The following is a 23,255-nucleotide window of genomic DNA, read 5'->3' as shown; positions in this document are numbered from 1 at the left end:
CGGGGCGCCGACACCACACCCTGGAGGCGCGCGGTGGGTCTTGGTGGGGGCCGGTGCGTCAAGCCCGGTGGGGTGCCGTGGGGCTGGCCGGGTGGGGCTCGGTGGGGAGAGCCGGGATCCGGCACCGTCCAGTCCCGAGCGCGTGGGTCAGCGGGGTACCAGCTCCATGACCCGCTCAGCCAGCCGAGGGCTGTCCACAGGCGACACCGTCACCCACTCCTGCCCACCACGCCCCGGCGAGCACACCGCCGAATAGGCCCCGGCGTCCGTGTCGAACCACGTCAGCCCGCCCGCCCTGGCCAGTTTGCCCGCCCGGTCGCGGACGTGGACGGTGAACTGGCCCGCCGCGTACACCGGCCGGGACTGGATCGCCCGCAGCTCCTCCCCCTGCGCGCCGCCGGGCGCCTCCCCCGTCGCGGGCAGCCGGACGCCGTAGCCGGGACCGGCCGACAGTTCGGGCAGCACGTCCACAATCGCCGAGGCCAGTTCGCTTTCCCCGATGTCGCGCACGCCGATCGTGCGCGCCGGCTGCACGGCCAGCACCACGTTCCGTCCCCGGAGCGCGGCGACCGCCCGGAACGGTTCTTCGGCGGTCATGTCGGCAAGCGCCTCGCACTGGACATACCGTTCCGCCGACGCCAGCACGCGCAGGCTGTTCTCCAGAGCGGCGTCGAGGCGGCCGTCGAAGAGGCCGCGTTCGCCCAGGTTCCGGTAGACCTCCGCGCGGATCGCGGACCGGTCGGCGTCGGTCTCCCCCACGCTGCGCACCGCCAGCGGCGCGGGCGGGCCGGCGAGGCCGAGGTCGGCCCAGACGATGTCGAACGCGGACGCCGACAGGCTGATCAAGCCGGCCCCGCGCCGAGCGGCGGGACCGCGGGGAACTCGCCTTCGGGCAGGAGCCCGCGCAACGCCGTGTCGCGGGTGCGCAGGACGTCGATCGCCTTCTGCCGCGCGGCCTCGGCTTCGGCGCGCCGTTCGTCCATCGCGGACGACAGCCGGGCCAGCTGCACCATGTTCCCGCTCGCGGCGGCGGAACGGATCATCGCCGCCGGGTCGAAGTCCACCGGCGCGGGCATGTCCGCGCGCGCCCGGGCGGCGACCTCGGCCTGTCTCTGCACGGCCTCGCCGACTTTCGCCGACACCACCGAGGTTTCGGCGAGCCAGCCGGACGCTTTGCCGAGCACCGCCCGCATCGCGTCGCCCGCGTCGCCCTGCCAGGTTTCCTCGCTGCCGGCGGACAGCGCGACGAGCCCGCCGATCGAGTCTTCGAGCCGCTGGGACAGCCCGGCCCACCGCGTGCCCGACTCGCCGGCCGCGGCCGGGTCGTTGCCGTCGGCCGCCTGCGCGGCCAGCGCCGCGTGGCTGAACGCTTCGTACCGGGCCGTCGGCTCGGGAACGGCCGGGGTGTCGGTCACGACTTTCCTCCTCGCACGGGGTTCACGGCAGCTTCGGCTCGACCAGTCCGGCCACGTCGCTCGCCCGCGAGCAGGCGAGCACGGAGTCGGCGAAGTTCGCGTTGTTCACGTCGACCTGGACGCTCTGCCCGCCGCCGACGTCGAGCAGCACCGCGCAGGTGCCGCGGCGGCCGGACACCTGCACCGCCTGGTGCGAGCCGACGTCTTTTTTGGTGCGCTTGCCGTCGGAGAGGTCGAGGTTGGCCAGGCCGTTGGTTTCGTCGAGGGTGACGGTGACGCCGAAGGCCGAGGGCACCGTCCAGTCGCAGGCGCGTGCTTCGCCGATCGTCTTCGGCTTGCCCGGCACGGTGAGCCCGGCCGAGGACCGGTCCTGCGGCGAGAGGAGCGTGCACGGGTCGAGCTTGGCCAGCGAAGGAGCGGAGGACGTCGGAGCCGGCGGGCCTCCGTCCGCGGGCGCGGCGTGCGAGATGCCGGGCATCCGGCCGCACGACACCGGCGCGACGAGCACTGCGAGTCCGGCAAGGGAAAGGAGCGCGGCGCGCGCCGCGGAACGGTCAGCCACCGGTGCAGTCCACGCCCTCGGCGGCTTGCGCGTCCTGGTCGCGGTATTTCTCCAGCGCCCCGCCGATGCGCGTCTTCAGCCCGGCGATTTCCTTCCCGAACGCGGTGAGCTGGTCGACCGCCGACCCGTCGCGGCCGAGGCCGTACTTCGCCATGAACGCGCCGACCTCGCCGGCGTACCCGCCGCCGAGCGGCACCGACCGGCCGAGCACCGCGGCCTCCCGCACCATCTCGCCGACGGCGTCCTGCAGCTCGCCGAGCTTCGCGTACGTCGCGGACGCCAGTTCGGGCGTGACCGCGAACCGGCCGCCGGACAGTCCCGGGACCCCGGCTTTCCGTTCCGCCTCGGCCTCGCTCATGCGCGGGATGCACCTCTTCCGACGTCGAACCGTGGTCGGGCGACTTCGTTTCGGAGCATACGACAGTGCATACGGTCAGCGGGATCACCTGAAAATGCCTCATAATCACCCGTAAGAAGGAGCGCCGAGGTGGCTGGGCGTCACCATGAAACGATCTCGGGGTTCCGCCGCCCAGTTCTCCCGGGTTTGACACACTGGGGAGAACGCTGGACAGGCGCGCATCCCCGCCGGTTCCCGTCCAGCTATTGCGCCACCAGGAGGTCGAGTGACGTCGAGAATCCAGTCCGCTTCCCCTGCCGGACCGCACGGCAACGGGTCCGGACAGCCGCCGTACCCGGCGGTCGAGTCCGCGGACGGGCTGGCACCGGTCCCGGCGGCCGGGCTCGGCGAACTGCACGACACCGCGCGCCGGATCGCCGCGAACGTGGAGCGCGTCCTCGTCGGCAAGCCGGACGTCATCCGGATCGCGCTGATGACCCTCCTGGCCGAGGGTCACCTGCTCGTCGAGGACGTGCCGGGCGTCGGCAAGACCTCGCTCGCCAAGGCGCTCGCGCGGTCGATCGACTGCACCGTCAGCCGCGTGCAGTTCACGCCCGACCTGCTGCCCAGCGACGTCACCGGCGTCTCCATCTACAACCGGCAGACCGGCGAGTTCGAGTTCCGGCCCGGCCCGGTGTTCGCGAACATCGTGGTCGGCGACGAGATCAACCGGGCCTCGCCGAAAACGCAGTCCGCGCTGCTGGAGTGCATGGAAGAGCACCAGGTCACGGTCGACACGAGCACCTACACGCTCGACGGGCCGTTCATGGTCATCGCGACGCAGAACCCGATCGAGATGGAGGGCACCTACGCGCTGCCCGAGGCCCAGCGCGACCGGTTCACCGCGCGGGTGTCGATCGGCTACCCCGACCAGCAGGCCGAACTGGCCATGGTCGACGAGCATTCCGGGCACAACCCGCTCGCGGACCTGGCCCCGGTGTCCGACCGCGAGACGATCCTGCGGCTGATCGGGACCGTCCGCGGCGTGCACATCGCGCCGGAGGTCCGCCGGTACGCCGTCGACGTCGTCTCGGCGACCCGGCAGGTGCCGGAAATCCGGCTCGGCGCTTCGCCGCGCGCGACGCTGCACCTGGTCCGGGCCGCGCGGGCGCAGGCCGCGCTGTCCGGGCGCGACTACGTGGTGCCCGACGACCTGCACACGGTCGCGGTGCCCGTGCTGGCGCACCGGCTGGTGCTCACCACCGAGGCGCACGCCGCCCGCCGTTCGGCGACCGACGTGGTCCGCGCGGTGCTGCACCGCGTCCCCGTCCCCCAGGGCTCGGCCCGCTGAGGCGCGTCCCGCTACCCGATTAGGGAATCCGCATGCTGCGCGCGCTTTCCGGCCTCACCACCCGAGGCCGCTGCCTCCTCGCCGCCGGGATCGCGGCCGCGGTGTGCTCGCTGGTGCTCAACGAACGGGACCTGCTGCGGATCGCGGTCTTCGTGGTCGCCCTGCCGCTGCTGGTCGCCGCCTACATCTCGGCGACCCGGCTGCGTCTCGGCGCCGCGCGCGCCCTGCGCCCGGACCGGATCGCGGCGGGCTCGACCGGCGAGGTCGACCTGGAGCTCTGGCGCAGCGGACGGCTGCCCGGCGGCGAGGTGCTGCTGGAGGACGGCGTTCCGTACGCGCTGGGCTCCCGGCCGCGGTTCGTGGTCGAACGGCTGCCGCACGACCGGCGCGTGCTGCTGCGGTATCCGCTGCGGCCGGGAATGCGCGGGATCCAGCAGGTCGGGCCCCTGCGCGCGACGATCACCGACCCGTTCGGGCTGTGCGAGTTCGAACGGGAGCTGATCGGCCATTCGCGGCTGGTCGTCGTGCCGCGCGTGGTGGCGCTGTGGGGCCTGCCCGGAGGAGCCGGGGCCGGAGCGGGCGACGACGGAAGCGTGCGGCTGCATTCCGGGCAGGGCGAGCCGGACGTGATCGTGCGGCACTACCGCACCGGCGACGACATGCGGAAGGTCCACTGGCGGTCGACCGCGCGCCGCGACGAGATCATGGTCCGCATCGAGGAACGCCCGTGGCGCGGCGGCACGACGGTATTGCTGGACCACCGCGCGGCGGCGCACCACGGGAGCGGCCCGACGGCGAGCCTGGAGTGGGCGGTGTCGTTCGCCGCGTCGGTGTCGCTGCACCTGCGGAGGACCGGGCACCGGGTGCGGCTGGTGACCGAACACGGCATCTCGCTGGCCGACGCCCCCGGCGACGGCGGCGAAGGCTACGACAACCTGGTGCTCGACGCGCTGGCCGCGCTCCAGCCGGCGCACCAGCGAGACGTGACGCTCGGCCACGACCCGGCCGAAGGACAGGAACTGATCGCGATCCTGGGCACGGTGAGCGCGGAATCGGTGCACGAGCTGGCGCGGTACCGGGCGCGCGGAGTCCGCAGCCTCGCCGTCCTTTTGGACACCCCGGCCTGGGCGGGTTCGGCCTCGCCGGACCACCTCGCCGCGGCGACCGAGGAATCGGCGGAGCTGCTGCGCGGGGCCGGATGGGGCGTCGTGGTGGCCGGTCCGCAGACGCCGATGCCCGAGGTGTGGGGGCTGCTGTGCCGCGCGGGCACCCACCGGTCGACCGTGATCGGCGGGACGCGATGAACCCGCTGACTGCCGTCGCGCACGCCTGTTCCCTCCGGAACGGCCCAGCTCGCAGGGGGAATCGATGACCACCACCGCTCCCCGTCCGTCCAGCGCGCCGCCGATCCCGCACACTCCTGCGCCGCAGCCGACCGATCCCCCGCCCGCGTGGCGGAGCAGCGTGCTGCCGCCGATCGCCGCCGGGCTCGCGACGCTGTGCGCGGCCACGTCGCTGACCAGCGTCGTCTCCGGCTGGGCCTGGTTCGGGTACCTCGTCGTGGCCGTCGTGCTGGTCGCGGGAACCGGGCTGGCGCTGCGGTCGCTGCGCGCGCCGACCGTCGTCGCCGGTTTCGGCCAGCTGCTCGTGCTGCTGTTCCTCATCACCGGGGCGTTCACGACGCAGGGCGTGCTCACGATCTTCCCCGGCCCCACCGCTTTCGGCGAACTGCAGGCCACGCTCACCGCCGCGGCACAGCAGATCCGGACCGGTCTCCCGCCGGTCGACAGCACACAGCCGATCCTGTGCCTGGTCACGATCGCCATCGGCCTGGTCGCGGTGCTGGTCGACACGCTCGCGGTCGCCGCCGCCGCGCCCGCGGCGACCGGGCTCGTGCTGCTCTGCGTGTACGCGGTGCCCGCGGCGCTGTCCGACGAACTGATGCCGTGGTGGACGTTCGTGCTCGGCGCCGGATCTTTCGCCTGCCTGCTCGCGATCGACGGCAACCACCGGCACCGCCGCTGGCGCAACCGCGACGCGCCCGGGTCCGGCGGCACGCTGCGGCTCATGCAGGCCCCGGTCGCGGTGGTCAGCTCGGCGATCGTGCTCGGCCTGCTGGGCGGCGGGATCACCGTGGTCGGCACGGTCGGCAAGATCCCGTTCGGCTCCGGCCCGGGCGGCGACGGCGACGGGACCGGCGGATTCGGCATCGCGCCGTTCACGCAGCTGCGCGGACTGCTGGATCAGGGCCAGAACACCGAACTGTTCCAGGTCCGCGGCCTCGGCTCGGACCGGCGGCTGCTGCGCGCGTTCACTTTGGACACCTACACCCCGAACAAGGGCTGGGGCCTGCGCGCCGGCGGCCAGGCGCAGACCGGCGTGCTCGCGAACAGCACGCTGCCCGCCGCGCCCGGCGACGACGGCACCGGGGTGTCGCGGCAGATCCAGATCCAGCCGACGCGCTGGGTCGACAACTGGCTGCCGATCTACGGCGCCCCCCGCGCGCTCCGGGGCGTGCCGCCGCAGTGGCTGTACGACCGGGTCAGCGGCTCGGTGTTCACCACGACGAGCGAACCCGCACCGTCCTATGTGGAAACCGCGTCGCTCAAGGAGCCGACCGCCGCGGAACTGCGCGACGCGGAACCGAAGTCCGACGAGATTCCCGCGCTGTACACGCGGATCGGCCAGGTCGACAAGCGAGTCACCGCGCTGACCGAACAGCTGACCGCGGGCAAGACGAACAACTTCGACCGGGCCACCGCGCTGTGGCAGTACTTCAGCGCGCAGAACGGTTTCGTGTACGACACGAAGACCGCCGACGCCACCGACGCCGACGCTCTCGCCGACTTCATCCTCAAGGGAAAACGGGGCTACTGCGAGCAATACGCGTCGGCGATGGCGGTGATGCTGCGGGTCGCGCACATCCCCGCGCGCGTCGCGATCGGCTTCACCCCGGGCGTGTCCAAGGGCGACTACCAGTCGATCAGCTCGCAGGACGCGCACGCGTGGGTCGAGGCGTACTTCGGGGACAAGGGCTGGGTCAGCTTCGACCCGACCCCGCTCGCCGACGGACGCGGCATCGTCCCGCCGTACCTGCAGCAGAACACCCAGAACCCGCAGCAGCCCAACGCGACCGACGACCTGCCGACGGCCCCGCGCTCCGCCTCCCCGTCCACCGGCGCGTCGACCGACAAGGCCCACGACCAGGCCGCCCCGGCCGCTCCCGCCGACACCACCCCGGACGACAGCTGGCTGGTCTGGCTGGCCTTGGCGCTGGCGGTCCTGGGCGCCGCGGCCGTGGCCACGTCGTACTTCCTGCGCCGCCGCGCTCGTCCCGGCACGGCCCCCTCCGGCGTCCCGCCCGGGGCCACGCCGGACGGGAACGTGCTCGTCAGAAACCCCGTCACCACCCCGACTCCGCTGCATCTGGCCGCCTTGTGGCTGCCGCTGACCGGGGCCGTCCTGCTGGTCGCCGCGCTCGGCCTGCTGGCCGGGACCGTGTCGTGGTGGTTCGCCGCGGTGGTGGTCCTGGTCCTCGCCGCGACGGGCGGCCCCGCCGCGATCCGGGACCTGGTGCGCCGCCGCCACCTGCAGACGATCGCGACGCACTCCACCGGCGCGGCCGACGCGGCCTGGCGCGAACTGAAAGCCGAATGCGCGGACCGGGACCTGCCGATCTCCGACAGCGACACGGTCCGCGTGGCCGGCGGAAAGATCGCCGAACGCCACCGCCTGGACGATTCGGGCCGGGACGCTTTGCGCACTGTGCTGGGCGCGGTGGAACGCAGCTGGTACAGCGACGAGGAGGCACCGGATCCAGCGCTGGAGCCCGCCTTCGGGCAGCTGCGGGAGAGCCTGCGCCGGACTGCTCCGCTGTCGATGCGAGGACGGTTGTTCCCCCGATCAGTGCTTCGCCGACGGCGGTGAGCTTCGGGAGCAGGGATCAGGCCAGATCTCCGGGCAGGTTTGAGCCGCGGCTGGTCAGCGAACCCTGACTTGCCGCGGCTTGCCGGAAACCGCCTGCGGCTTGCCGAACTCGCACCACGGAGCCTGCCGCCCCGGCGGAGTGCCCGACCGGATGGACTCCGCTCCGAAGACACCCCGTCGAGGACATCCGACAGCGGCACGTGGCGATCCAGGCCAGCCGGACCTGGCCCCGGTAACCGGGCGGCGGAAGGAGTTCCGGGGCGGCCGCAAGCGCCGGTGCCGCGAGACGCCGTCCGATCCGCTGGGACTTGTCGAACTCGCAACATCGCCGAGGCCGCGACCTGGCAGCGCTACAGCAACGACTGGTGTGTCGGCCGCACGAACTGGGACGTGCGGGTCAGACTCCGGTCGCGCGCCCACGCCTCCGGAGTGCTTCGCGCGCCCTAGCGAGCCGCTTGGCCCGTCCACCGCTGTGGCCGTGCACCGCTAGACGGTGCAGCCCGTGCCCGCGCACGAGAATCCGCGCTCCGCCCCGAGGGGAGAAGCGCGGATTCGCCGACGTGCTATTGGCCTTCGAAGCGCTGGCGGAAACGTTCCTCCATGCGCTGCGTGAAGGAGCTCTTGCGGCCGGATTGCTTCCCCCCGCCGCCTCCGTCGTCATGGCTGTTCGCACCGCCCGCGTCGCTGTGGCGCAGCGACGTCACGGCCATCATGACCCCGAAGAACATCACGAGGAACCCGAGCACGCTGACCACCGGTACGTCGGCGACCCGCAGCACCGGGATCACCACGCCGAGCACCAGCAGCGCGACGCCCGCCACGAACAGGGCGATCCCCTGGATGCGCCGACGGCGCGCGGGTCGGCGCAACCGGGTGCCTCGCACCGTGGATGCGAACTTGGGGTCCTCGGCATAGAGCTCGCGCTCGATCTGGTCGAGCAGCCGCTGCTCATGCTCGGAGAGTGGCATCTTTCCTCCTCCGGCACAGCTGTCGCGGGCGCCGGGCCGCGCAACGTCCTGGACCCAACAGCCAACCCCAGGCGGGGTGGCACTGTCCAGGATACGAGCCCCGCGCTCGTCCGACTACCCGATCCCCGATCCGGAAATGATCGAATCGGGGGAAATCCCGCCCCACGCGGGTTGACAGTGCGTCACCGCGACCGAAGTCACCCCCATCGGCGCAGTCCAGACCCCTTCGTCGCCCCGTCGGCCTCCCCCGCGCGGGGTCCCTCGTGACGGAGAGAAAGCGTCTCCGCACCGGCCACCCGCCCTGCCGATGCCCCACGCGGGGAGGATCTTCCGCCGATCGATACCGTCCGCCACTCATTCACCTGACCATCACCGAGCTCGGCAATCGCCCACCGCACGAACACCCCGCAGCCCGATAACTCAGCGCGACCGCCGGACCCCTATTCCAGCGGCGGTCCCACAACCGGGTTCGGACACCGATCGCCGCGCCAGCGCCCATCTACGCGTATTTCGCACGAACCAGTCGAGGCGGACGAGTCCGGCACCGTCGCCGGTTTCCCAGCGAAGAGGCCGCGCGGCCAGGTGACCCGCAAAGCGGGGGCGGACGGCACGTGGTGATGCCGAGCCCGGTCGCCAACAGGGACGCCGATGGATCAGTGCTCGACCCGGCAGCCATCCGCAGAAAGCTCCAGCCACAGTCTCCTGGCCGAACCGACTCCCGTCTCTCCGGCGAACTCCGGCCTCGCCGGGAAAGCACAGCCGCACCCGCCCGACCGAACCTGCCCTCGCCTCACTGGCAAACCCCGGCCGCACCAGAAGGCTCAACCACTACCTCCAGGCCGAACGCACTTCCGTCTCTCCGGCGAACTCCTGGCCTCGCCCACAACGCACAGCCGCACTCGCCTGACCGAACCGGCCCTCGCTCCCTCGCAAACCCCGGCGTCTCCGGAAGGCCCAGCCACTACCTCCCGACCAAACCTGCCCTTGCCTCCCCGGCATACGTCGGCCTCACCAGAAGGCCCAGCCACTAGCTCCCGGCTGAACCCCCTCTCCTTTTTCCTGCAACCCGGCCTCGTCCAGAAAGCCCAGCCGCGCACTGCGGGAAGCCCCTCATTCCTCCCGAGGAGACAGCAGCGACGCGGGCCGAATCGCTGCCGAGCCGAACTTCAGTCTTGCCACGTCCGCGGCTACCTCGGCGTCTCGCCAGCGGGGCTCGTCGTTCGCGAACGACAGCTGCTCCCCCTCGTCGCCGGTGTCCAGGCCTTCCACGCGCACCCCGATCAGCCGGACCGCTCCTGTCGGCGCGTGCTCGGTCAGCAGCTCGACCGCCGTGCGGTGGATGTCGCGGGCTACGTCCGTCGCGGAAAGCACGGTGCGCGCCCGGGTGATCGTGCGGAAATCGGCGAACCGCACCTTGATCGACACCGTCCGGCCGCGCAGCCCGCGCGACCGGAGCGTCGCTCCGACCCGTTCGGAGAGGCGCAGCAGCTCCAGGCTCAGCTCGTCGCGGTTCAGGACGTCGACATCAAAGGTGTGCTCGGCTCCGATCGACTTCTCCGCCGACTCCGGTTCCACCGCCCGGTCGTCGTGGCCGTTCGCCAGGGCCCACAGGTGATCCCCCACCGCCCGGCCCACCGCGCGCCGCAGCCGGGCGGGCGGGGTGGCGGCCACGTCCGCGATCGTGTGCCAGCCGTGTTGCCGCAGCTGTTCCTCGGTCCGCTTCCCGACGCCCCACAGCGCCGACACCGGCAGCGGGTGCAGGAACTCCAGCGTCTCGGCGGCGGGGACGATCACCATCCCGTCCGGTTTGGCCATCCCCGAAGCCAGTTTCGCCACGAATTTCACCTTCGCGACGCCGACCGAGCACGCGATCCCGTGCTCCGCCTGCACTCGTTCCCGAATCCGCGCCCCCAGCGCGCCCGGAGTGGCGCCCAGCCGCCGCAGGGCTCCTCCTACGTCCAGGAACGCCTCGTCCAGGCTCAGCGGCTCGACCAGCGGCGTCAGCTGCCGGAAGATCCCCATGACGCCGCGCGACACCTCGCCGTACAGCCCGGGCGTCGGCTGGATGCAGACCAGCTGCGGGCAGAGCCGCTTGGCCGTGGCGAACGGCATGGCCGAACGCACGCCGAAACGCCGCGCCGGATAGCTCGCCGCGGCGACGACCGAGCGCGGGCCGCCGCCGGACACGACCACCGGCTGGCCCGCCAGCTCCGGCCGCGTGCGCAGTTCGCACGACACGAAGAAGGCGTCCATGTCCACGTGCAGAATCGAGCAGCCGGTGTCGTCCGGCAGTTCGGTCGCGCCCGTGGTGACGCGGTAGCGGGCCATCCCGCTCGGCAGTTCGGCGTTTCTCCCCACGCCTCCGGACGCTACCTGCCGCCATCGACAATTCCCGGCGCCCGAGTCCGGGCGACCACGCTTACGGGTGGCTCAAGCCTTCGCCAGGACGGTTGCCGCACGGCGAAGAGCGGATCAGCCGCGCCGGGCGATCGCGTGCAGCCGGCCGGCGACGTCGCGCAGCGCGGGCACGGACGACGCGCTCAGCTCGAACTCGGCCAGTTCGTCCTCGCGGACCTCGCCCGGCACGATGTCCGAGACCACCCGGTCGCCCTGCAGCAGCGTGACCTCCAGGCCGGCCGCCACGAGCGAATCGGTCAGCCCGGCGCTGTCGTACCGGCGCAGCACGGTGTCCCCCGCGACGATGCCGTCCGGACCTTCCATCAGCTGCCGCGCCTCGGAGATCCGTCCGGCGAGTGCTCGATGCAGCACGGCCGCGGTGCGGTTGGCGACCAGCACCGACACGGCACCGCCCGGCGAAACGGCCGTGGCGAGCGCGTCGAGCACCGCTCGCGGTTCGTCCACGACCTCCAGCAGGCCGTGCGCCAGCACCAGGTCCGCCGACCCGGCCTCGATGTGCGCGGCCAGTGCGTCGGAGTCGTCCGCGATCACCGTGATCCGGCCGGAGACGCCCTCCTCCTCCGCGCGCCGGCGCAGCGTCGCGAGCGCGTTCGGGTTCGGTTCCACCACGGTGACCAGGCATCCGGCGGACGCGAACGGCACCGCCCAGCCGCCGCTCCCGCCGCCGACGTCGACGACGACCGGCTGCTCCACGCCGCGGGCGCGGGCGGCCCGCAGTTCGGCCTCGAGCGCCCGGCGAACAGCGCCCGAACCCCGGGCGGCCACGGTGTCGGTCTTCATGGCCGACAGGGTAATGGCCGCCGGTCACTTGCCGTGACCCGCGTGGGCGCCGCAGCGGCGTTCGCCACCTTCCGGGCTACCGCCCCGGCGCGCGGCCCGTAGGCTGTGTCGAGTGCACACGGTCGCCGTTCTCAGCCTCAAGGGTGGTGTCGGCAAAACGACGGTCGCGCTCGGTATCGCGTCGGCCGCTCTGCGTAGGGGAACCCGCACGCTCGTAGCCGACCTCGACCCGCAGGGCAACGCCACCACCTCGCTCGACCCGCCGTTCACCGACGCGACGCTCGCCGACGTGCTCGAGACGCCCGCGCGGGCCGTCCTCGAACGCGCCATCGCGCCCAGCGTCTGGAGCGAGGAGATCGACGTGCTGGTCGGCGCCGAGGAGCTGGAGTCGCTCAACGAACCCGACTCCGACGGCCGCCGCCTGGAAAACCTCTCCCGCGCGCTCGACGAGCTGCACCAGCATCCGCTGCGCGAGGACCCGTACGAGCTGGCGATCATCGACTGCCCGCCGTCGCTCGGCCGGCTCACCAAATCGGCGCTCGTGGCGGCCGACAGCGCGCTCATTGTGACCGAACCCACAATGTATGCGGTGGCAGGGGCCCAGCGCGCGCTCGAAGCGATCGAACGGATCCGCGAGGACGGCAATCCGGCGCTGCGGCCGATCGGCGTGCTGGTCAACAAACTGCGCGTGCGGTCCTACGAGCACCAGTTCCGGGTCGCGGAGCTGCGCGAGAACTTCGGCTCGCTGGTGATGCCGACGGCGATCCCGGACCGGCTCGCGGTGCAGCAGGCCCAGGGCGCGTGCAGCCCGATCCACGAGTGGCATTCCCCTGGCGCACAAGAGATCGCGCTGACCTTCAACATGGTCCTCGCGAAAATCCTGCGCTCCAACCGCGCCGGACGGCACCGCGTGCGCGCCGAGGAAGAAGCGGCGCAGGCGGAAGTGTCGGAAACCGCGGGCTGAACCGTGCCCGAGGGCGACACCGTATTCCTCGCCGGAAAGCTGCTCGACCGCGCGCTCGCCGGGAAAACGTTGGTGCGCGGGGATTTCCGGCATCCCGAACTGGCCACTGTGGACCTCGCGGGCCGGGAGGTGCACGGCGTCGGCACCGTCGGCAAGCACCTCTTCACGCGCTTCTCCGGCGACCTGACGCTGCACAGCCATCTGCGGATGGACGGCGAATGGAAGATCCAGCCCGCGGGCGCGAAATGGGCGATGCCCGCCCATCACGCGCGGGTCGTGCTGATGACCGACGACGTCCAGGCGATCGGTTTCCGGTTGCACGACCTGAAACTGGTGCCCACCGCCGAGGAGCACAGCCTCGTCGCGCACCTGGGCCCGGACCTGCTGGATCCACAGTGGACGGACGAGCACGCCGCACTGGCCGCCGCCAACCTCGCCGCCAAGCCCGACCGCGAGCTCGGCGACGCACTGCTGGACCAGCGGGTCATGGCCGGCGTCGGCAACCTGTACAAGTGCGAGATCTCTTTCCTGCTGCGCGTTTCCCCGTGGACGCCAGTGTCCGAAGTGGACCCCGCACGCGCGGTGGCGCTCGCCCGGAAACTGCTCGTCGCCAACGCGTGGCGGCACGAGCAGGCCACCACCGGCGACCTCCGCCGCGGACGGCGCACCTGGGTCTACGAACGCACCCGCCAAGGCTGTTTCCGCTGCGGCGGACCGCTGCTGGTGCGCCAGCAGGGCGACGGACCGTACCAGCGGCCGACCTGGTGCTGCCCGCGCTGCCAGCCCGGCCCCGTCCCGGACGATGGACCGCCTCGCAAATGATGTTGCCGTACCGAGAGGTTCGCGGTTAGCGTGGCAGTACACGAGAGAGGAGGTGGTCCTAAGTTGTATTCACACAGGACTCGTGAGGTGGCTGTCCGCTAGCGGATGGCACGTGTTGGGACTTTGAGCAGCGATACAACAAGAGCCACCTTCGGCTCATCGCCTGCTTCACGTGCTGCCTGCTGACGAATACCAGGCAGTCACCGGATTCCCGGGGTTCCCGAGCACCGGTCCGGCTCGGGCCTGGACGCGGACGGCGTCCAGGAGGCGCCCCGGGAATTTCCCTGTCCGCTCCGGTATCGCGGGCGCCCTCCCGCACCCGGCGATCGCCGCGGCGGTTCCTGCGGAGCCGCGGAAGTCGCTAGGCTGGACGGATGCTCAGGCCGGACTATCCGATCAGCACCGAACGCCTGCTCCTCCGCCCGTTCCGGGACGACGATCTCGATGCCCTGAACTCGTTCCAATCCCGCGCGGACGTCGTCCGCTACCTGTACTGGGGGCCGCGCAGCCGCGCGGAATCCGCGGCCGCACTGGCGAAGCGCGTCCACAGCGCGACGCTGTCGGAGGAAGGCCAGTTCCTCGCCGTCGCCGTGGAACTCGCCGAAACCGGGCAGCTCATCGGCGACCTCAACCTCGAATACCTCAGCGCCGAACACCGCCAAGGCGAGATCGGCTTCGTCTTCCACCCCGACCACCACGGAAAAGGCCTGGCCCTGGAAGCCACCCGCGAACTCCTGCGGCTCGGCTTCGAAGACCTGGGACTGCACCGGATCATCGGCCGCTGCGACGGCCGCAACACCGCGTCGGCGGCGTTGATGGAGCGCCTGGGCATGCGCCAGGAAGCGCGCCTGCGGGAAAACGAGATCGTCAAGGGCGAATGGACCGACGAACTGGTCTACGCCATGCTGGAAGACGAGTGGAAAGCCGGGGCCGCCCGGAGAAACTGACCCTGGATGCTCCCGGCCGGATCATCGCCAAGCCGCCAGCGGCTAGGCGAGCCGGGAGCTTCAGGCAGAAACCGCGAAGATGTCGCGCTGGCGCTGGCCGGGCAGCTGGTGCGACGTCTGGGCGTGCGAGGTTTGCGCGGCCAGGTTGGTGCCCCATCGATGTCCGTGAAGGGCACCTTGAGGGCCACTGGATCGGCGAAAGGGCCCATTACAGCAGGTGGCGTGGCCTGCGATGGCGGGAAACCGGGCACTCGACGTGAGGCAAGCCCTGGTTCAGCCCTCGATCAAGGCGAGTTCGCCCAAACAAGCATCTCCCCGCAACAGCTTCCTGCCCCGGACGACCTAGCCCGCTCCGCACAACACCCATCCGCGCACCCCACCACTCCACCGCAGCCCACGCACCCAACAACCGAGGCACCCACACCCTCCCCCGCACCCCGATACGAAGCCTCCCTGCGGTTCGGGGGTGCTTGTCAAGGCATCTTTCCCGCCTTGACAAGCACCCCCGAACCGTCAGCACAATTCGGCTTCGGGGTGCCCCACCGCACCACCCATATGCAATGTCGCCGCCAGGCGACGAGCAGACCGCGGCCTCACCCCAACCGACGCCCCCACCGGAACGCGACCCCCACCACAACAACCCCATCCACCCCAGCCAGACCAGCACCAATACGGCAGCATGGACCCGTGCTCTTCGACAGGATCGTCCGCCCAGCGATGTACCGGCTCGCCTACCACGACCCCGAGGTGGTCCACGAGCGCACCGTCACCCTGCTGAGCCGAGCCGGAACCGCCCTCCGCCCCCTCGCCCGGGTGTACCGCACCGACGATCCCACCACCGTCCTCGGCCTCACTTTCCCCAACCGGATCGGCCTCGCCGCGGGCATGGACAAGAACGGCCGAGCCCTCCACGCCTGGCCCGCTCTCGGCTTCGGCTTCGTCGAGGTAGGCACAGTCACCCGCCACCCGCAGCCCGGCAACCCCAAACCCCGCCTCTACAGCCTCCCGGCGACCGACGCGGTCATCAATCGCATGGGCTTCAACAACGACGGGGCCCAAGCCCTCGCCGATCGCCTGGCCGCGCACGGAAAACCGGCGGTGCCGCTGGGGATCAGCATCGGCAAGTCCAAGGTGACGCCGCTGGACGAGGCCGTCGAGGACTACCGCTTCTCCCTCCGTGCCTTGCACCCCTTCGCCGACTACTTCGCGATCAACGTCAGCTCCCCGAACACCCCCGGTCTCCGCGCGCTGCAAGACAAAGCCGCGCTCGCCGAGCTGCTCGCCGAACTCCGCAAGACCGGGACCGAACTGGGCGGCGACACTCCCCTGCTGGTCAAGGTCGCCCCCGACCTCACCGACGACGCGCTCGCCGAACTCCTCGAAGTCTGCCTGGACCACGGCGTCGCCGGGATCATCGCGACCAACACGACCCTCTCCCGCGACGGCATCGCCCCCGCCGAAGCCGCGCTGGCCGCCGAAGCCGGCGGACTGTCCGGCCGCCCGCTGACGCAGCGCTCGGCTGAAGTCGTGCGCTTCGTCCACGAAAAGACCGGCGGCAAGCTGCCCGTCATCGGCGTCGGCGGCATCCTCGGCCCGGACGACGCCCGCCGCATGCTCGACGCCGGTGCCAGCCTCGTGCAGCTCTACACCGGCTTCGCGCTGCACGGGCCCGGGCTGGTCCGCCGCGTCGGCCGGGGCCTCGCTTCCCGGTAGCCTGCCGGGGCGGTCACCGGCCCAGCGGCAAACCGGGATCCGACGGCGGCTGGTCATCACCCCAGCCGCGTCCGCCCCCTCAGCCGGGGAACCGGGGCCCGCCAGTGCTGACGAATCGCAGATACCCGCGCCAAGACGCGTACCGGTCCAGGCCTTCCCCTCCCTCCGCGGCCGCTGGTTCGCACAGCACCGCGAGCGGGGAACTCCCGTCCTCCAGCTCGACCCGGCCGAGCACGAACGGCGCTGACAAGCCAGCGGCGAACCGGCCGAACGCCGCCGGGGACAACCGCCAGCGTTCGCCGTCCACTCCGGCCGATCCGGGGATGACCCCGGGCTGAGGCGGCGTGACCCCCTCGAGCAGCACCATCCGGTAGCGCTCCGCGGTCCGGACCAGACCGCCGAACCGAGCGCCGTGCAGCTCGTCGTGCAACGGCTGCCCGCACAGATGCGCGCCGAAGACCACGACGTCGACGCTCTCGCACGGATACGGATCCGGCGACTGCTCGCCAGTCAGCACCGAAGCCAGGTCGTTCCCGATCTGGTCCTCGAACGCCCGCGTCACCACGGTGATCCCATACGGCCGCCGGTCCCCTGGCACAGTCACCGCAGCGAGATCGAGGGCGTTCAGAGTCGCGTCCAGGATGCCGACGGTCGGCAGGAGCAGGGCGTCCAGATCCGCCAGCAGCGAGCGGGCGGCCAGGACGTCTCCAGCGCCGTAAAACGCTCTGACGTCTACCGGGACCAGCACGGCGCCGGAAGCCTCCAGAGAGGCAGCTGCGACGTCGAACGCTCTCCTCGCGGGCAGCGGGAGGTTCGCTTCGGCGGGGATGCCGAGGCGCGGGTGCTGTCCGGCGGCGAGGCGGACGTCGGCGGGCCATTCGCGGACCGCCGGGTCCACGCCGCCGGGGCCGAGCATCGTGGCGATGGCGCGCTGACCAGTCGCGAGGCGGCGGGCGGACACCGAGACGGTCGGCCCCGGGATCAGTCCGGGCGTCGGTTTGAGCGTGAGCACCCCGGGCGGGGCGGAGATCTCGCGCGCGGACGAATTCAGGGCCAGGTCGACGATCTCGAGTCCGACGGCCGCGTTTTCCGGGTCCGCGACGGCGGTTCCGAGGACCACCGCGCCGGCGTCGGTCAGCCGCGCGAGCGCGGGCACGCCCTCGACGTCTGCCGCGCAGACGGTTCCGGCCAGCGGCAGGTCTTCCCCGGCGTGCACGCGTTCGTCGACGGTCTTCGCTTCGACGAGCACTTCCTCCATGGTGCGCACCGCGGTCCAGAGTCCGGGGCGGTCGGCTTTCGCGAGCCGCTCGAACGCGGTGCGGACCCGCTCGTGCGAGCTGGGCGGAGGGACGGGAACAGGATCAGGTTCCGGCGGGAGCGTAGTCACGAGGGCGTCCTTTCCTCGGCGGGATCGGAGGAGTCCACTGTGTACGTCCGGCGCCGCGAACCTCAGCCCGCGACGCCGGGCGTGGCGGGTGCCAACACCGACCTCATGAGAAAAACGTTAAACCGCAGACGTTTCCGTCACCAGCAGGATCGGATTACGCGATTGTTGCGGTGTGCGGGAGAAACTCACGCACCGTCGCGGCCGGGCAGTCCCGTTGCGCCGACCGGAATCCCAAACTCGCCCATCAGGACGGCGTTTCCGCCCGGCCTTCGCGAATCCCGGAGTCGCGGCGAAACCGCGGGCCGGGCCACATTCACCCCGGCATCGGGCGTTTCGCGGCGGATTACGGGCCGCGCGACCCGAAACAGCGGCTGGATCAGCAGGTCAGCCGAGATCCTTCAGCGCCAGCGCCAGCCCGGCGAGCCGATCCGTCGCGTCCGTCAGCGCTTCCCGCGACGTGACCATGCCGTCACTGCTCGCGGCCACCGCGCGACCGGCGGCGGCGACCAAGCTGCCGTAACGCTCGATGCCGTCGTCGAGCTGTTCGCGGAGCTTCGTGACGGCGGCCTGCAACGCCGACCGTTCGCGCTCCGGCGCGGAATTGCGGCCTCGTTCGATGGCCTGGATCCGGTCGGCCAGGCCGCGCAGCGCACGGGCGGCCTCGTCGGCCGTCGCGCGGGCGTCGGCGACCGAGACCTCCGGAACCGCGGTGGTGCCCAGCGAAGTGGGCACGGACAGCTGACGCAGGAGTTCGCGCAGCGAAGCCTCCGACTCGGCCAGTCGCTCCATCGGCTCGCGCGCGGCCGAACCGGCGGCGGGCAGCGGCGGCGGGCCGCTGGGCGCGGCCGGGAGTTCGACCTTCTTCAGCTCTCGCAACCGCATCCCGGTCCGGACGCTGAACGTGCCGAATACCAGCGTGGCGAAACCGGAGAACACCGCCTGCCCGATCTCCGGGCCGGCCGCCGCTCCGCCGAGCAGGCCGGTGGCGGTGAGCACGGTGAGGACCCCGAGCAGGATCGTGATCAGCACCCAGAGGGTGAGCACGCGCGAGGTGCGGCGGATCCGGCGCTGGTGTTTCGCGCTCGGCTCGTTCCAGCGCTGCCATTTCGCGCGGGCCTCGGCGACCGCGGGAACCTGCCCGGCCACCGTGGAAAAGACCGCGGACGCGGCCGGAGCCGACGGACGGCGCGGCACCGGCGGCGGGGGAACCGGAGCGCGCTGGGTCCGGCCGTTCTGCTGCGGCTTCCCGCCGGCCTCGTCGGCCGGCGGGAAGTACCGCTGCAGTTTTTCCTGGGCGCGCTGGGCGTAGTCGGGCAACCGCTCGATGTGCTTCTCGAGCTTGGCGTTGAACTCGCTGAAGTCCCGCCTCTTGGTCATCGCCCTGCCCCCTGCGCCGCTCGTGCCCGGCCGGTCAGGCCGGGTTCTTGCCCTGTTCGGCCTGCACGCGGGCCTGGATCTCCCGCTGGATGTCGCCCGAGGCGGCCGGCTTGGCGGCGGCCGCCCCCGCGCTCGCGCCGCCGTCGGTGACCTGGGCGACCGAATCGCCGCGCATCGACGCGCGGATCTGCTCCAGCCGCGAGTGGCCCGCCATCTGGGTGGCCGACTCCTGGACCTCCATCATGCGGCCCTGCACCGAGTTCTGCGCCAGCTCGGCCGAGCCGAGCGCGGTGGTGTAGCGCTTCTCGATCTTGTCCCGGACCTCTTCCAGCGACGGCGTGTTGCCCGGCGCGGCCAGCTGGCTCATCTGGTTCAGCGAGGCGGAGACCTGCTCCTGCATCTTCGCCTGCTCCAGCTGCGAGAGCAGCTTGGTGCGCTCGGCGAGCTTCTGCTGCAGCATCGTCGCGTTGCGCTCGACGGCCTGCTTGGCCTGCGTCGCCGCCTGCAGCGACTGGTCGTGCAGCGTCTTGAGGTCTTCGATGCTCTGCTCGGCGGTGACCAGCTGCGCGGCGAAGCTCTCCGCCGCGGTCTCGAACTGGGCGGCCTTCGCCTCGTCGCCCTTGCCGCGGGCCTCGTCGGCCAGCACCAGCGCCTGGCGCGTCGAGGCCTGCAGCTTCTCGACCTCGCCGAGCTGGCGGTTGAGCTTCATCTCCAGCTGCCGCTGGTTGCCGATCACGGAGGCGGCCTGCTGCGTCAGCGCCTGGTGGTTGCGCTGCGCCTCCTCGATGGCCTGCTGGATCTGTACCTTCGGGTCGGCGTGCTCGTCGATCTTCGACGAGAACGCCGCCATCATGTACTTCCAGAACTTCACGAACGGGTTGGCCATCTCCTCCGCCTGCCTTCTTGCGTCCCACGGGCCCTGATTGCTTCGGGGCGGGGCGTCGCTCCCCTAGTCGCATAACGTACCGACCCCGGCGTCGGGTTCCATCGTGTCAGGTCGGCCTCCGCCGTTCCAGGCGACCCCGGGGGAATTCAGGGTCAGCCCTGACCGTGCCCCGGACCCGTCGCGGAACCCGCCCCGCGCACGCCGCACGGCCCCGGGGAGATCCCCGGGGCCGTGCGGCGAAGCAGCGCCGGCGTTACGCCGCGATCGTGGACGCCAGCTTCGGCGCGCCGATCGTGGTCCGCAACGTCGTGTTCATCCGCGGAGCGGGCTGGAGCCGCAGGTCGGAGAGGTCGTCGCCGATCAGCTCCGACACCAGGCGGCCGCCTTCGAACCCGGCCTCGCCCCGGTCGGGCACGGTCTGGCTCGGCGCGGCCTCCACCTCGTCGGCCACCGGCGCGACCTCGACCTTGTCGAGGGCCGACACGTCGGCGGCGACCTTGTGCAGCAGCTCTCCCAGCGGCAGCTCAAGCGCCTCGCAAATGGACGCCAGCAGCTCGCTGGAAGCTTCCTTCTGGCCGCGCTCGACCTCGGACAGGTAGCCGAGGCTCACCCGGGCGGCGCGGGAGATGTCACGCAGCGTCCGACGCTGGTTGGTGCGGGCATGACGGAGCCGATCACCGATCGCCTCGCGCAACAGCACGGTCATCACGCGCCTCCCTTCCCGAACTGGTGCCTCCTACGTTACCCAGAGCGGTGCCCCGAGTGCAGGACTTGGCACATGCGTACGCCAAGGGCGAACGCCGTTTTCAGTCTAGTTGTTCCCGGAGCAGTGCGAACGCGGCGCGCACCGACGAGGTCCGGATGATGTCCCGGTCACCGGTTTCGGCCAGCTCACGCACCGTGTCCGCCCCCGGTCCGGAGAGGCCGACGTAGACGGTGCCCGGGGCCACGCCGTCCTGCGGATCCGGCCCGGCGACGCCGGTCAGGCCGAGCCCCCAGGTCGCTCCGCAGCGCTCCCGCGCGCCCCTGGCCAGCTGCGCGGCGACCTCCGGATGCACCGCGCCGTGCTCGGCCAGCAGCTGTTCGTCGACCCCGGCGAGCGCGGCCTTCAGTTCTGTGGCGTAGACCACCAGGCCGCCGCGCAGCACCGCGCTCGCGCCCGGCACCTGGGCGAGCGTGGCGCAGACGAGACCGGCCGTGAGCGACTCCGCCGCGGCTACGGTTTCCCCCCGCCGGGTGAGGACCGCGACCAGCTCGCGCGCTTCGGTCATCACGTGCCCATCGCGCGCCGGCCCGCGGCGCGCAGCCGGATCGCCCGGACCAGGTAGTCGACGCCGGTGATCACGGTCAGCGCCACCGCGATGCCCATGAGAACCCAGCGCACCGGGTCCGCGCCGTCCGGCAGCGGCAGCAGGTAGGTCACGATCGCGAGGATCTGCGCCATCGTCTTCGCCTTGCCGCCGCGGCTGGCCGGGATGACGCCGTGCCGGATCACCCAGAACCGCAGCAGCGTCACGCCGATCTCGCGCACCGCGATCACGATGGTGACCCACCAGGACAGCTCCCCCAGCGCGCTGAGCCCGACCAGCGCGGCGCCGATGAGCGCCTTGTCCGCGATCGGGTCGGCGATCTTGCCGAAGTCGGTGATGAGGCCGTAGCGGCGGGCGACCCAGCCGTCGACCTGGTCGGTCGCCGAGGCGATGGCGAACAGGCCGGTGGCGATGGCGCGCCAGGTGGTGTCCTCGCCGTGGCCGGTGAACAGCGCGACGACGAACAGCGGGACCAGGACGAGCCGCGAGATGGTGAGCAGGTTCGCCAGGTTCAGCGTCGGGACTTCAGTCGCCTCGGGCAGCTGGGCCCCGCCCTCGGACGCGGCGCGGGGCACGCCCTCGCCCGCCCCGCTGGGCGCGGCACTCACCGGCCGGCGTCCGGCGCCGGGCGGACGACCAGGTCGACGCCGGCGGAGTCGACGACCTCGCAGCGGACGAGGTCTCCCACCGCGAACGGCTTAGTGGCGGAGGAGTCTTCGTCCTCGAGGATGACGCATTCCCCGTCGACCTCGGGGGCCTGGTGCGCGGCGCGGCCGACCGCGTCGTCGCCGTCCGCGCCGTCGTGCTCGACCAGCACGTCCACGAAGGTGCCGATCCGGTCCTCGGCGCGCTGCGCGGTCAGTTCTTCGACGAGCGCCGAAATGCGCGCGACGCGCTCGGCGACCTCGGCCGGGTCGAGCTTGCCGTCGAAGGTCTCGGCCTCGGTGCCGTCCTCGTCGGAGTAGCCGAACACGCCGACCGCGTCGAGCCGGGCTCCGGTGAGGAACCGCTCCAGCTCGGCCAGGTCGTCCTCAGTCTCGCCGGGGAAGCCGACGATCACGTTGGTGCGGATGCCCGCCTCGGGCGAGTACTCGCGAATCTGCTCGGTGAGCGCGAGGAACGAATCGGTGGATCCGAACCGGCGCATCCGGCGCAGCACCTGCTCGCTGGAGTGCTGGAAGGACAGGTCGAAGTAGTCCGCGACGCCCGGCGTGGTCGCGATGGCCCGCACCAGCTGCGGCCGCGTCTCGGCGGGCTGCAGGTAGGACACGCGGACGCGCTCGATGCCGTCGATCTCCGCCAGCCGCGGCAGCAGCAGTTCGAGCGCGCGGGTGCCGTCGCGGCCGAAGTCCTTGCCGTACGACGTGGAGTTCTCGCTGACCAGGAACAGTTCCTTCGCGCCGTTCTCGGCGAGCCAGGCCGCCTCGGCGACGATCTCGTCCGGCTGCCGCGACACGAAGGACCCGCGGAACGACGGGATCGCGCAGAACGAGCAGCGCCGGTCGCAGCCGGAGGCGATCTTCAGCGCGGCGACCGGGGAGTCGTCGAGCCGCGTGCGCAGGACCCGCGGGCCCCAGCCGTGCTGCGCGTGCCCGGGCACCTCGACCTCGGCGCTCGCGGCGGGCCGCTGCACCGGGCTGATCGGCAGCAGCTTGCGCCGGTCGGACGGGGTGTGCGCGGCGATCGCGCGGCCGGCGACCACGTCGTCCAGCCGGGCGGACAGGTCGGCGTAGTGGTCGAAGCCGAGCACCGCGTCGGCTTCGGGCAGGCTGTCGGCGAGTTCGTTGCCGTAGCGCTCGGCCATGCAGCCCACCGCGACGACCTTGCGCCCGGTGTCGGCCGCCGCGAGCAGCGTGTCGACCGAGTCCTTCTTGGCCGATTCGACGAACCCGCACGTGTTGACCACGACGACGTCGGAATCCTCCGGTTCGGCGGCCAGTTCCCAGCCGCCCGCGGCCAGCCGGCCCGCCAGCTCCTCGGAATCGACCTCGTTGCGGGCGCAGCCCAAGGTCACGAGGGAGACACGGCGGGCGCGAGCGGAGTCAGCGGCTGGAGAAGGCACGACGTTCAGGGTAGCCGTCGCTTCCGGAC

21 protein-coding genes are annotated in these 23,255 nt (G+C 71.9%); 7 read left to right on the top strand and 14 right to left on the bottom strand.

Going from position 1 to position 23,255, the window contains the following annotated elements:
• Positions 1-147: 147 nt before the first annotated feature.
• From H5411_RS29835 to H5411_RS29820, 4 genes are read right to left on the bottom strand one after another with little or no spacing between them, the layout of a single operon-like run.
• Entirely contained in the window at positions 148-846 is a 699-nt protein-coding gene (locus H5411_RS29835; protein ID WP_183125748.1) for an ESX secretion-associated protein EspG, read from the bottom strand.
• Positions 843-1,415 carry a PE-PGRS family protein gene (locus H5411_RS29830; protein WP_183125747.1) on the bottom strand — a complete coding sequence of 191 codons (573 nt, stop codon included), beginning with the start codon at positions 1,413-1,415 and terminating at the stop codon, positions 843-845. Before H5411_RS29830 ends, H5411_RS29835 begins: the two co-directional genes overlap by 4 nt.
• A 22-nt stretch (positions 1,416-1,437) precedes the next feature.
• On the bottom strand, positions 1,438-1,977 hold the full coding sequence (locus H5411_RS29825) for a DUF3558 domain-containing protein (protein WP_312878648.1): 540 nt from the start codon (positions 1,975-1,977) through the stop codon (positions 1,438-1,440).
• Complete coding sequence (locus tag H5411_RS29820; protein WP_101439089.1) at positions 1,970-2,335, bottom strand: hypothetical protein; 366 nt, start codon at positions 2,333-2,335, stop codon at positions 1,970-1,972. Before H5411_RS29820 ends, H5411_RS29825 begins: the two co-directional genes overlap by 8 nt.
• 265 nt (positions 2,336-2,600) lie before the next feature.
• On the opposite strand from H5411_RS29820, the gene H5411_RS29815 reads away from it, so the two are divergent.
• From H5411_RS29815 to H5411_RS29805, 3 genes are all read left to right on the top strand, one after another.
• Positions 2,601-3,665 carry an AAA family ATPase gene (locus H5411_RS29815; protein WP_183125746.1) on the top strand — a complete coding sequence of 355 codons (1,065 nt, stop codon included), beginning with the start codon at positions 2,601-2,603 and terminating at the stop codon, positions 3,663-3,665.
• 32 nt (positions 3,666-3,697) lie between these two features.
• Positions 3,698-4,969 (top strand): DUF58 domain-containing protein, encoded by a 1,272-nt coding sequence (locus H5411_RS29810; RefSeq protein WP_183125745.1) that lies wholly within the window; start codon positions 3,698-3,700, stop codon positions 4,967-4,969.
• Between the two features lie 64 nt (positions 4,970-5,033).
• The gene (locus H5411_RS29805) at positions 5,034-7,592 is read left to right on the top strand and encodes a transglutaminase TgpA family protein (protein WP_183125744.1); all 2,559 of its coding nucleotides are present in this window, start codon (positions 5,034-5,036) and stop codon (positions 7,590-7,592) included.
• A 563-nt stretch (positions 7,593-8,155) separates the two neighbouring features.
• Here the strand turns inward: H5411_RS29805 and H5411_RS29800 are convergent.
• The 3 genes from H5411_RS29800 to H5411_RS29790 all read right to left on the bottom strand — a co-directional run bounded on the left by H5411_RS29800 (position 8,156) and on the right by H5411_RS29790 (position 11,758).
• Positions 8,156-8,560 carry a DUF3040 domain-containing protein gene (locus tag H5411_RS29800; protein WP_183125743.1) on the bottom strand — a complete coding sequence of 135 codons (405 nt, stop codon included), beginning with the start codon at positions 8,558-8,560 and terminating at the stop codon, positions 8,156-8,158.
• 1,110 nt (positions 8,561-9,670) lie between these two features.
• Positions 9,671-10,888, bottom strand: a complete 1,218-nt coding sequence (dinB, locus tag H5411_RS29795) for a DNA polymerase IV (protein WP_183125750.1) — start codon at positions 10,886-10,888, stop codon at positions 9,671-9,673.
• A 144-nt stretch (positions 10,889-11,032) separates the two neighbouring features.
• Positions 11,033-11,758, bottom strand: a complete 726-nt coding sequence (locus H5411_RS29790; protein ID WP_183125742.1) for a methyltransferase domain-containing protein — start codon at positions 11,756-11,758, stop codon at positions 11,033-11,035.
• A gap of 112 nt (positions 11,759-11,870) precedes the next feature.
• Here H5411_RS29790 and H5411_RS29785 point away from each other — a divergent pair, with 112 nt between their 5' ends.
• The 4 genes from H5411_RS29785 (at position 11,871) to H5411_RS29770 (ending at position 16,204) form a co-directional block, all read left to right on the top strand.
• The gene (locus H5411_RS29785; RefSeq protein WP_101439083.1) at positions 11,871-12,722 is read left to right on the top strand and encodes a ParA family protein; all 852 of its coding nucleotides are present in this window, start codon (positions 11,871-11,873) and stop codon (positions 12,720-12,722) included.
• Positions 12,723-12,725: 3 nt separating this feature from the next.
• Positions 12,726-13,544 carry an Fpg/Nei family DNA glycosylase gene (locus tag H5411_RS29780; RefSeq protein WP_183125741.1) on the top strand — a complete coding sequence of 273 codons (819 nt, stop codon included), beginning with the start codon at positions 12,726-12,728 and terminating at the stop codon, positions 13,542-13,544.
• 374 nt (positions 13,545-13,918) lie between these two features.
• Entirely contained in the window at positions 13,919-14,491 is a 573-nt protein-coding gene (locus H5411_RS29775; protein ID WP_101439081.1) for a GNAT family N-acetyltransferase, read from the top strand.
• 687 nt (positions 14,492-15,178) lie between these two features.
• Positions 15,179-16,204, top strand: a complete 1,026-nt coding sequence (locus tag H5411_RS29770; protein WP_183125740.1) for a quinone-dependent dihydroorotate dehydrogenase — start codon at positions 15,179-15,181, stop codon at positions 16,202-16,204.
• Positions 16,205-16,283: 79 nt separating this feature from the next.
• Here the strand turns inward: H5411_RS29770 and H5411_RS29765 are convergent, their stop codons facing one another.
• The 7 genes from H5411_RS29765 to rimO all read right to left on the bottom strand — a co-directional run bounded on the left by H5411_RS29765 (position 16,284) and on the right by rimO (position 23,226).
• Positions 16,284-17,591 carry an allophanate hydrolase-related protein gene (locus H5411_RS29765; RefSeq protein ID WP_183125739.1) on the bottom strand — a complete coding sequence of 436 codons (1,308 nt, stop codon included), beginning with the start codon at positions 17,589-17,591 and terminating at the stop codon, positions 16,284-16,286.
• Positions 17,592-17,975: 384 nt separating this feature from the next.
• Positions 17,976-18,968 carry a phage shock envelope stress response protein PspM gene (gene pspM, locus H5411_RS29760; protein ID WP_183125738.1) on the bottom strand — a complete coding sequence of 331 codons (993 nt, stop codon included), beginning with the start codon at positions 18,966-18,968 and terminating at the stop codon, positions 17,976-17,978.
• 34 nt (positions 18,969-19,002) lie between these two features.
• A complete protein-coding gene (locus H5411_RS29755) occupies positions 19,003-19,854 on the bottom strand; it encodes a PspA/IM30 family protein (RefSeq protein ID WP_183125737.1) in 852 nt (283 codons plus the stop codon).
• 253 nt (positions 19,855-20,107) lie between these two features.
• Complete coding sequence (locus H5411_RS29750; protein ID WP_167442106.1) at positions 20,108-20,560, bottom strand: helix-turn-helix domain-containing protein; 453 nt, start codon at positions 20,558-20,560, stop codon at positions 20,108-20,110.
• 100 nt (positions 20,561-20,660) lie between these two features.
• Positions 20,661-21,125, bottom strand: a complete 465-nt coding sequence (locus tag H5411_RS29745) for a CinA family protein (protein WP_183125736.1) — start codon at positions 21,123-21,125, stop codon at positions 20,661-20,663.
• Positions 21,125-21,772, bottom strand: a complete 648-nt coding sequence (pgsA, locus tag H5411_RS29740; RefSeq protein ID WP_183125735.1) for a CDP-diacylglycerol--glycerol-3-phosphate 3-phosphatidyltransferase — start codon at positions 21,770-21,772, stop codon at positions 21,125-21,127. The genes H5411_RS29745 and pgsA overlap by 1 nt, the downstream gene beginning before the upstream one ends.
• Entirely contained in the window at positions 21,769-23,226 is a 1,458-nt protein-coding gene (rimO, locus tag H5411_RS29735) for a 30S ribosomal protein S12 methylthiotransferase RimO (protein WP_183125734.1), read from the bottom strand. The genes pgsA and rimO overlap by 4 nt, the downstream gene beginning before the upstream one ends.
• Positions 23,227-23,255: the final 29 nt, after the last annotated feature.

This window comes from Amycolatopsis echigonensis, assembly GCF_014174495.1.
Lineage (GTDB): Bacteria > Actinomycetota > Actinomycetes > Mycobacteriales > Pseudonocardiaceae > Amycolatopsis > Amycolatopsis echigonensis.
Note: the sequence above shows the minus strand (reverse complement) of the source record. Positions and strands in the feature narration are given on the sequence as shown.

Excerpts from the sequence above, each read along its gene's own strand:
- H5411_RS29820 (WP_101439089.1), bottom strand. The coding sequence starts at position 2,335 with ATGAGCGAGGCCGAGGCGGAACGGAAAGCCGGGGTCCCGGGACTGTCC.
- H5411_RS29810 (WP_183125745.1), top strand. The coding sequence starts at position 3,698 with ATGCTGCGCGCGCTTTCCGGCCTCACCACCCGAGGCCGCTGCCTCCTC.
- H5411_RS29805 (WP_183125744.1), top strand. The coding sequence starts at position 5,034 with ATGACCACCACCGCTCCCCGTCCGTCCAGCGCGCCGCCGATCCCGCAC.
- H5411_RS29800 (WP_183125743.1), bottom strand. The coding sequence starts at position 8,560 with ATGCCACTCTCCGAGCATGAGCAGCGGCTGCTCGACCAGATCGAGCGC.
- dinB (WP_183125750.1), bottom strand. The coding sequence starts at position 10,888 with ATGGCCCGCTACCGCGTCACCACGGGCGCGACCGAACTGCCGGACGAC.
- H5411_RS29790 (WP_183125742.1), bottom strand. The coding sequence starts at position 11,758 with ATGAAGACCGACACCGTGGCCGCCCGGGGTTCGGGCGCTGTTCGCCGG.
- H5411_RS29775 (WP_101439081.1), top strand. The coding sequence starts at position 13,919 with ATGCTCAGGCCGGACTATCCGATCAGCACCGAACGCCTGCTCCTCCGC.
- pspM (WP_183125738.1), bottom strand. The coding sequence starts at position 18,968 with ATGACCAAGAGGCGGGACTTCAGCGAGTTCAACGCCAAGCTCGAGAAG.
- H5411_RS29755 (WP_183125737.1), bottom strand. The coding sequence starts at position 19,854 with ATGGCCAACCCGTTCGTGAAGTTCTGGAAGTACATGATGGCGGCGTTC.
- H5411_RS29750 (WP_167442106.1), bottom strand. The coding sequence starts at position 20,560 with ATGACCGTGCTGTTGCGCGAGGCGATCGGTGATCGGCTCCGTCATGCC.
- H5411_RS29745 (WP_183125736.1), bottom strand. The coding sequence starts at position 21,125 with ATGACCGAAGCGCGCGAGCTGGTCGCGGTCCTCACCCGGCGGGGGGAA.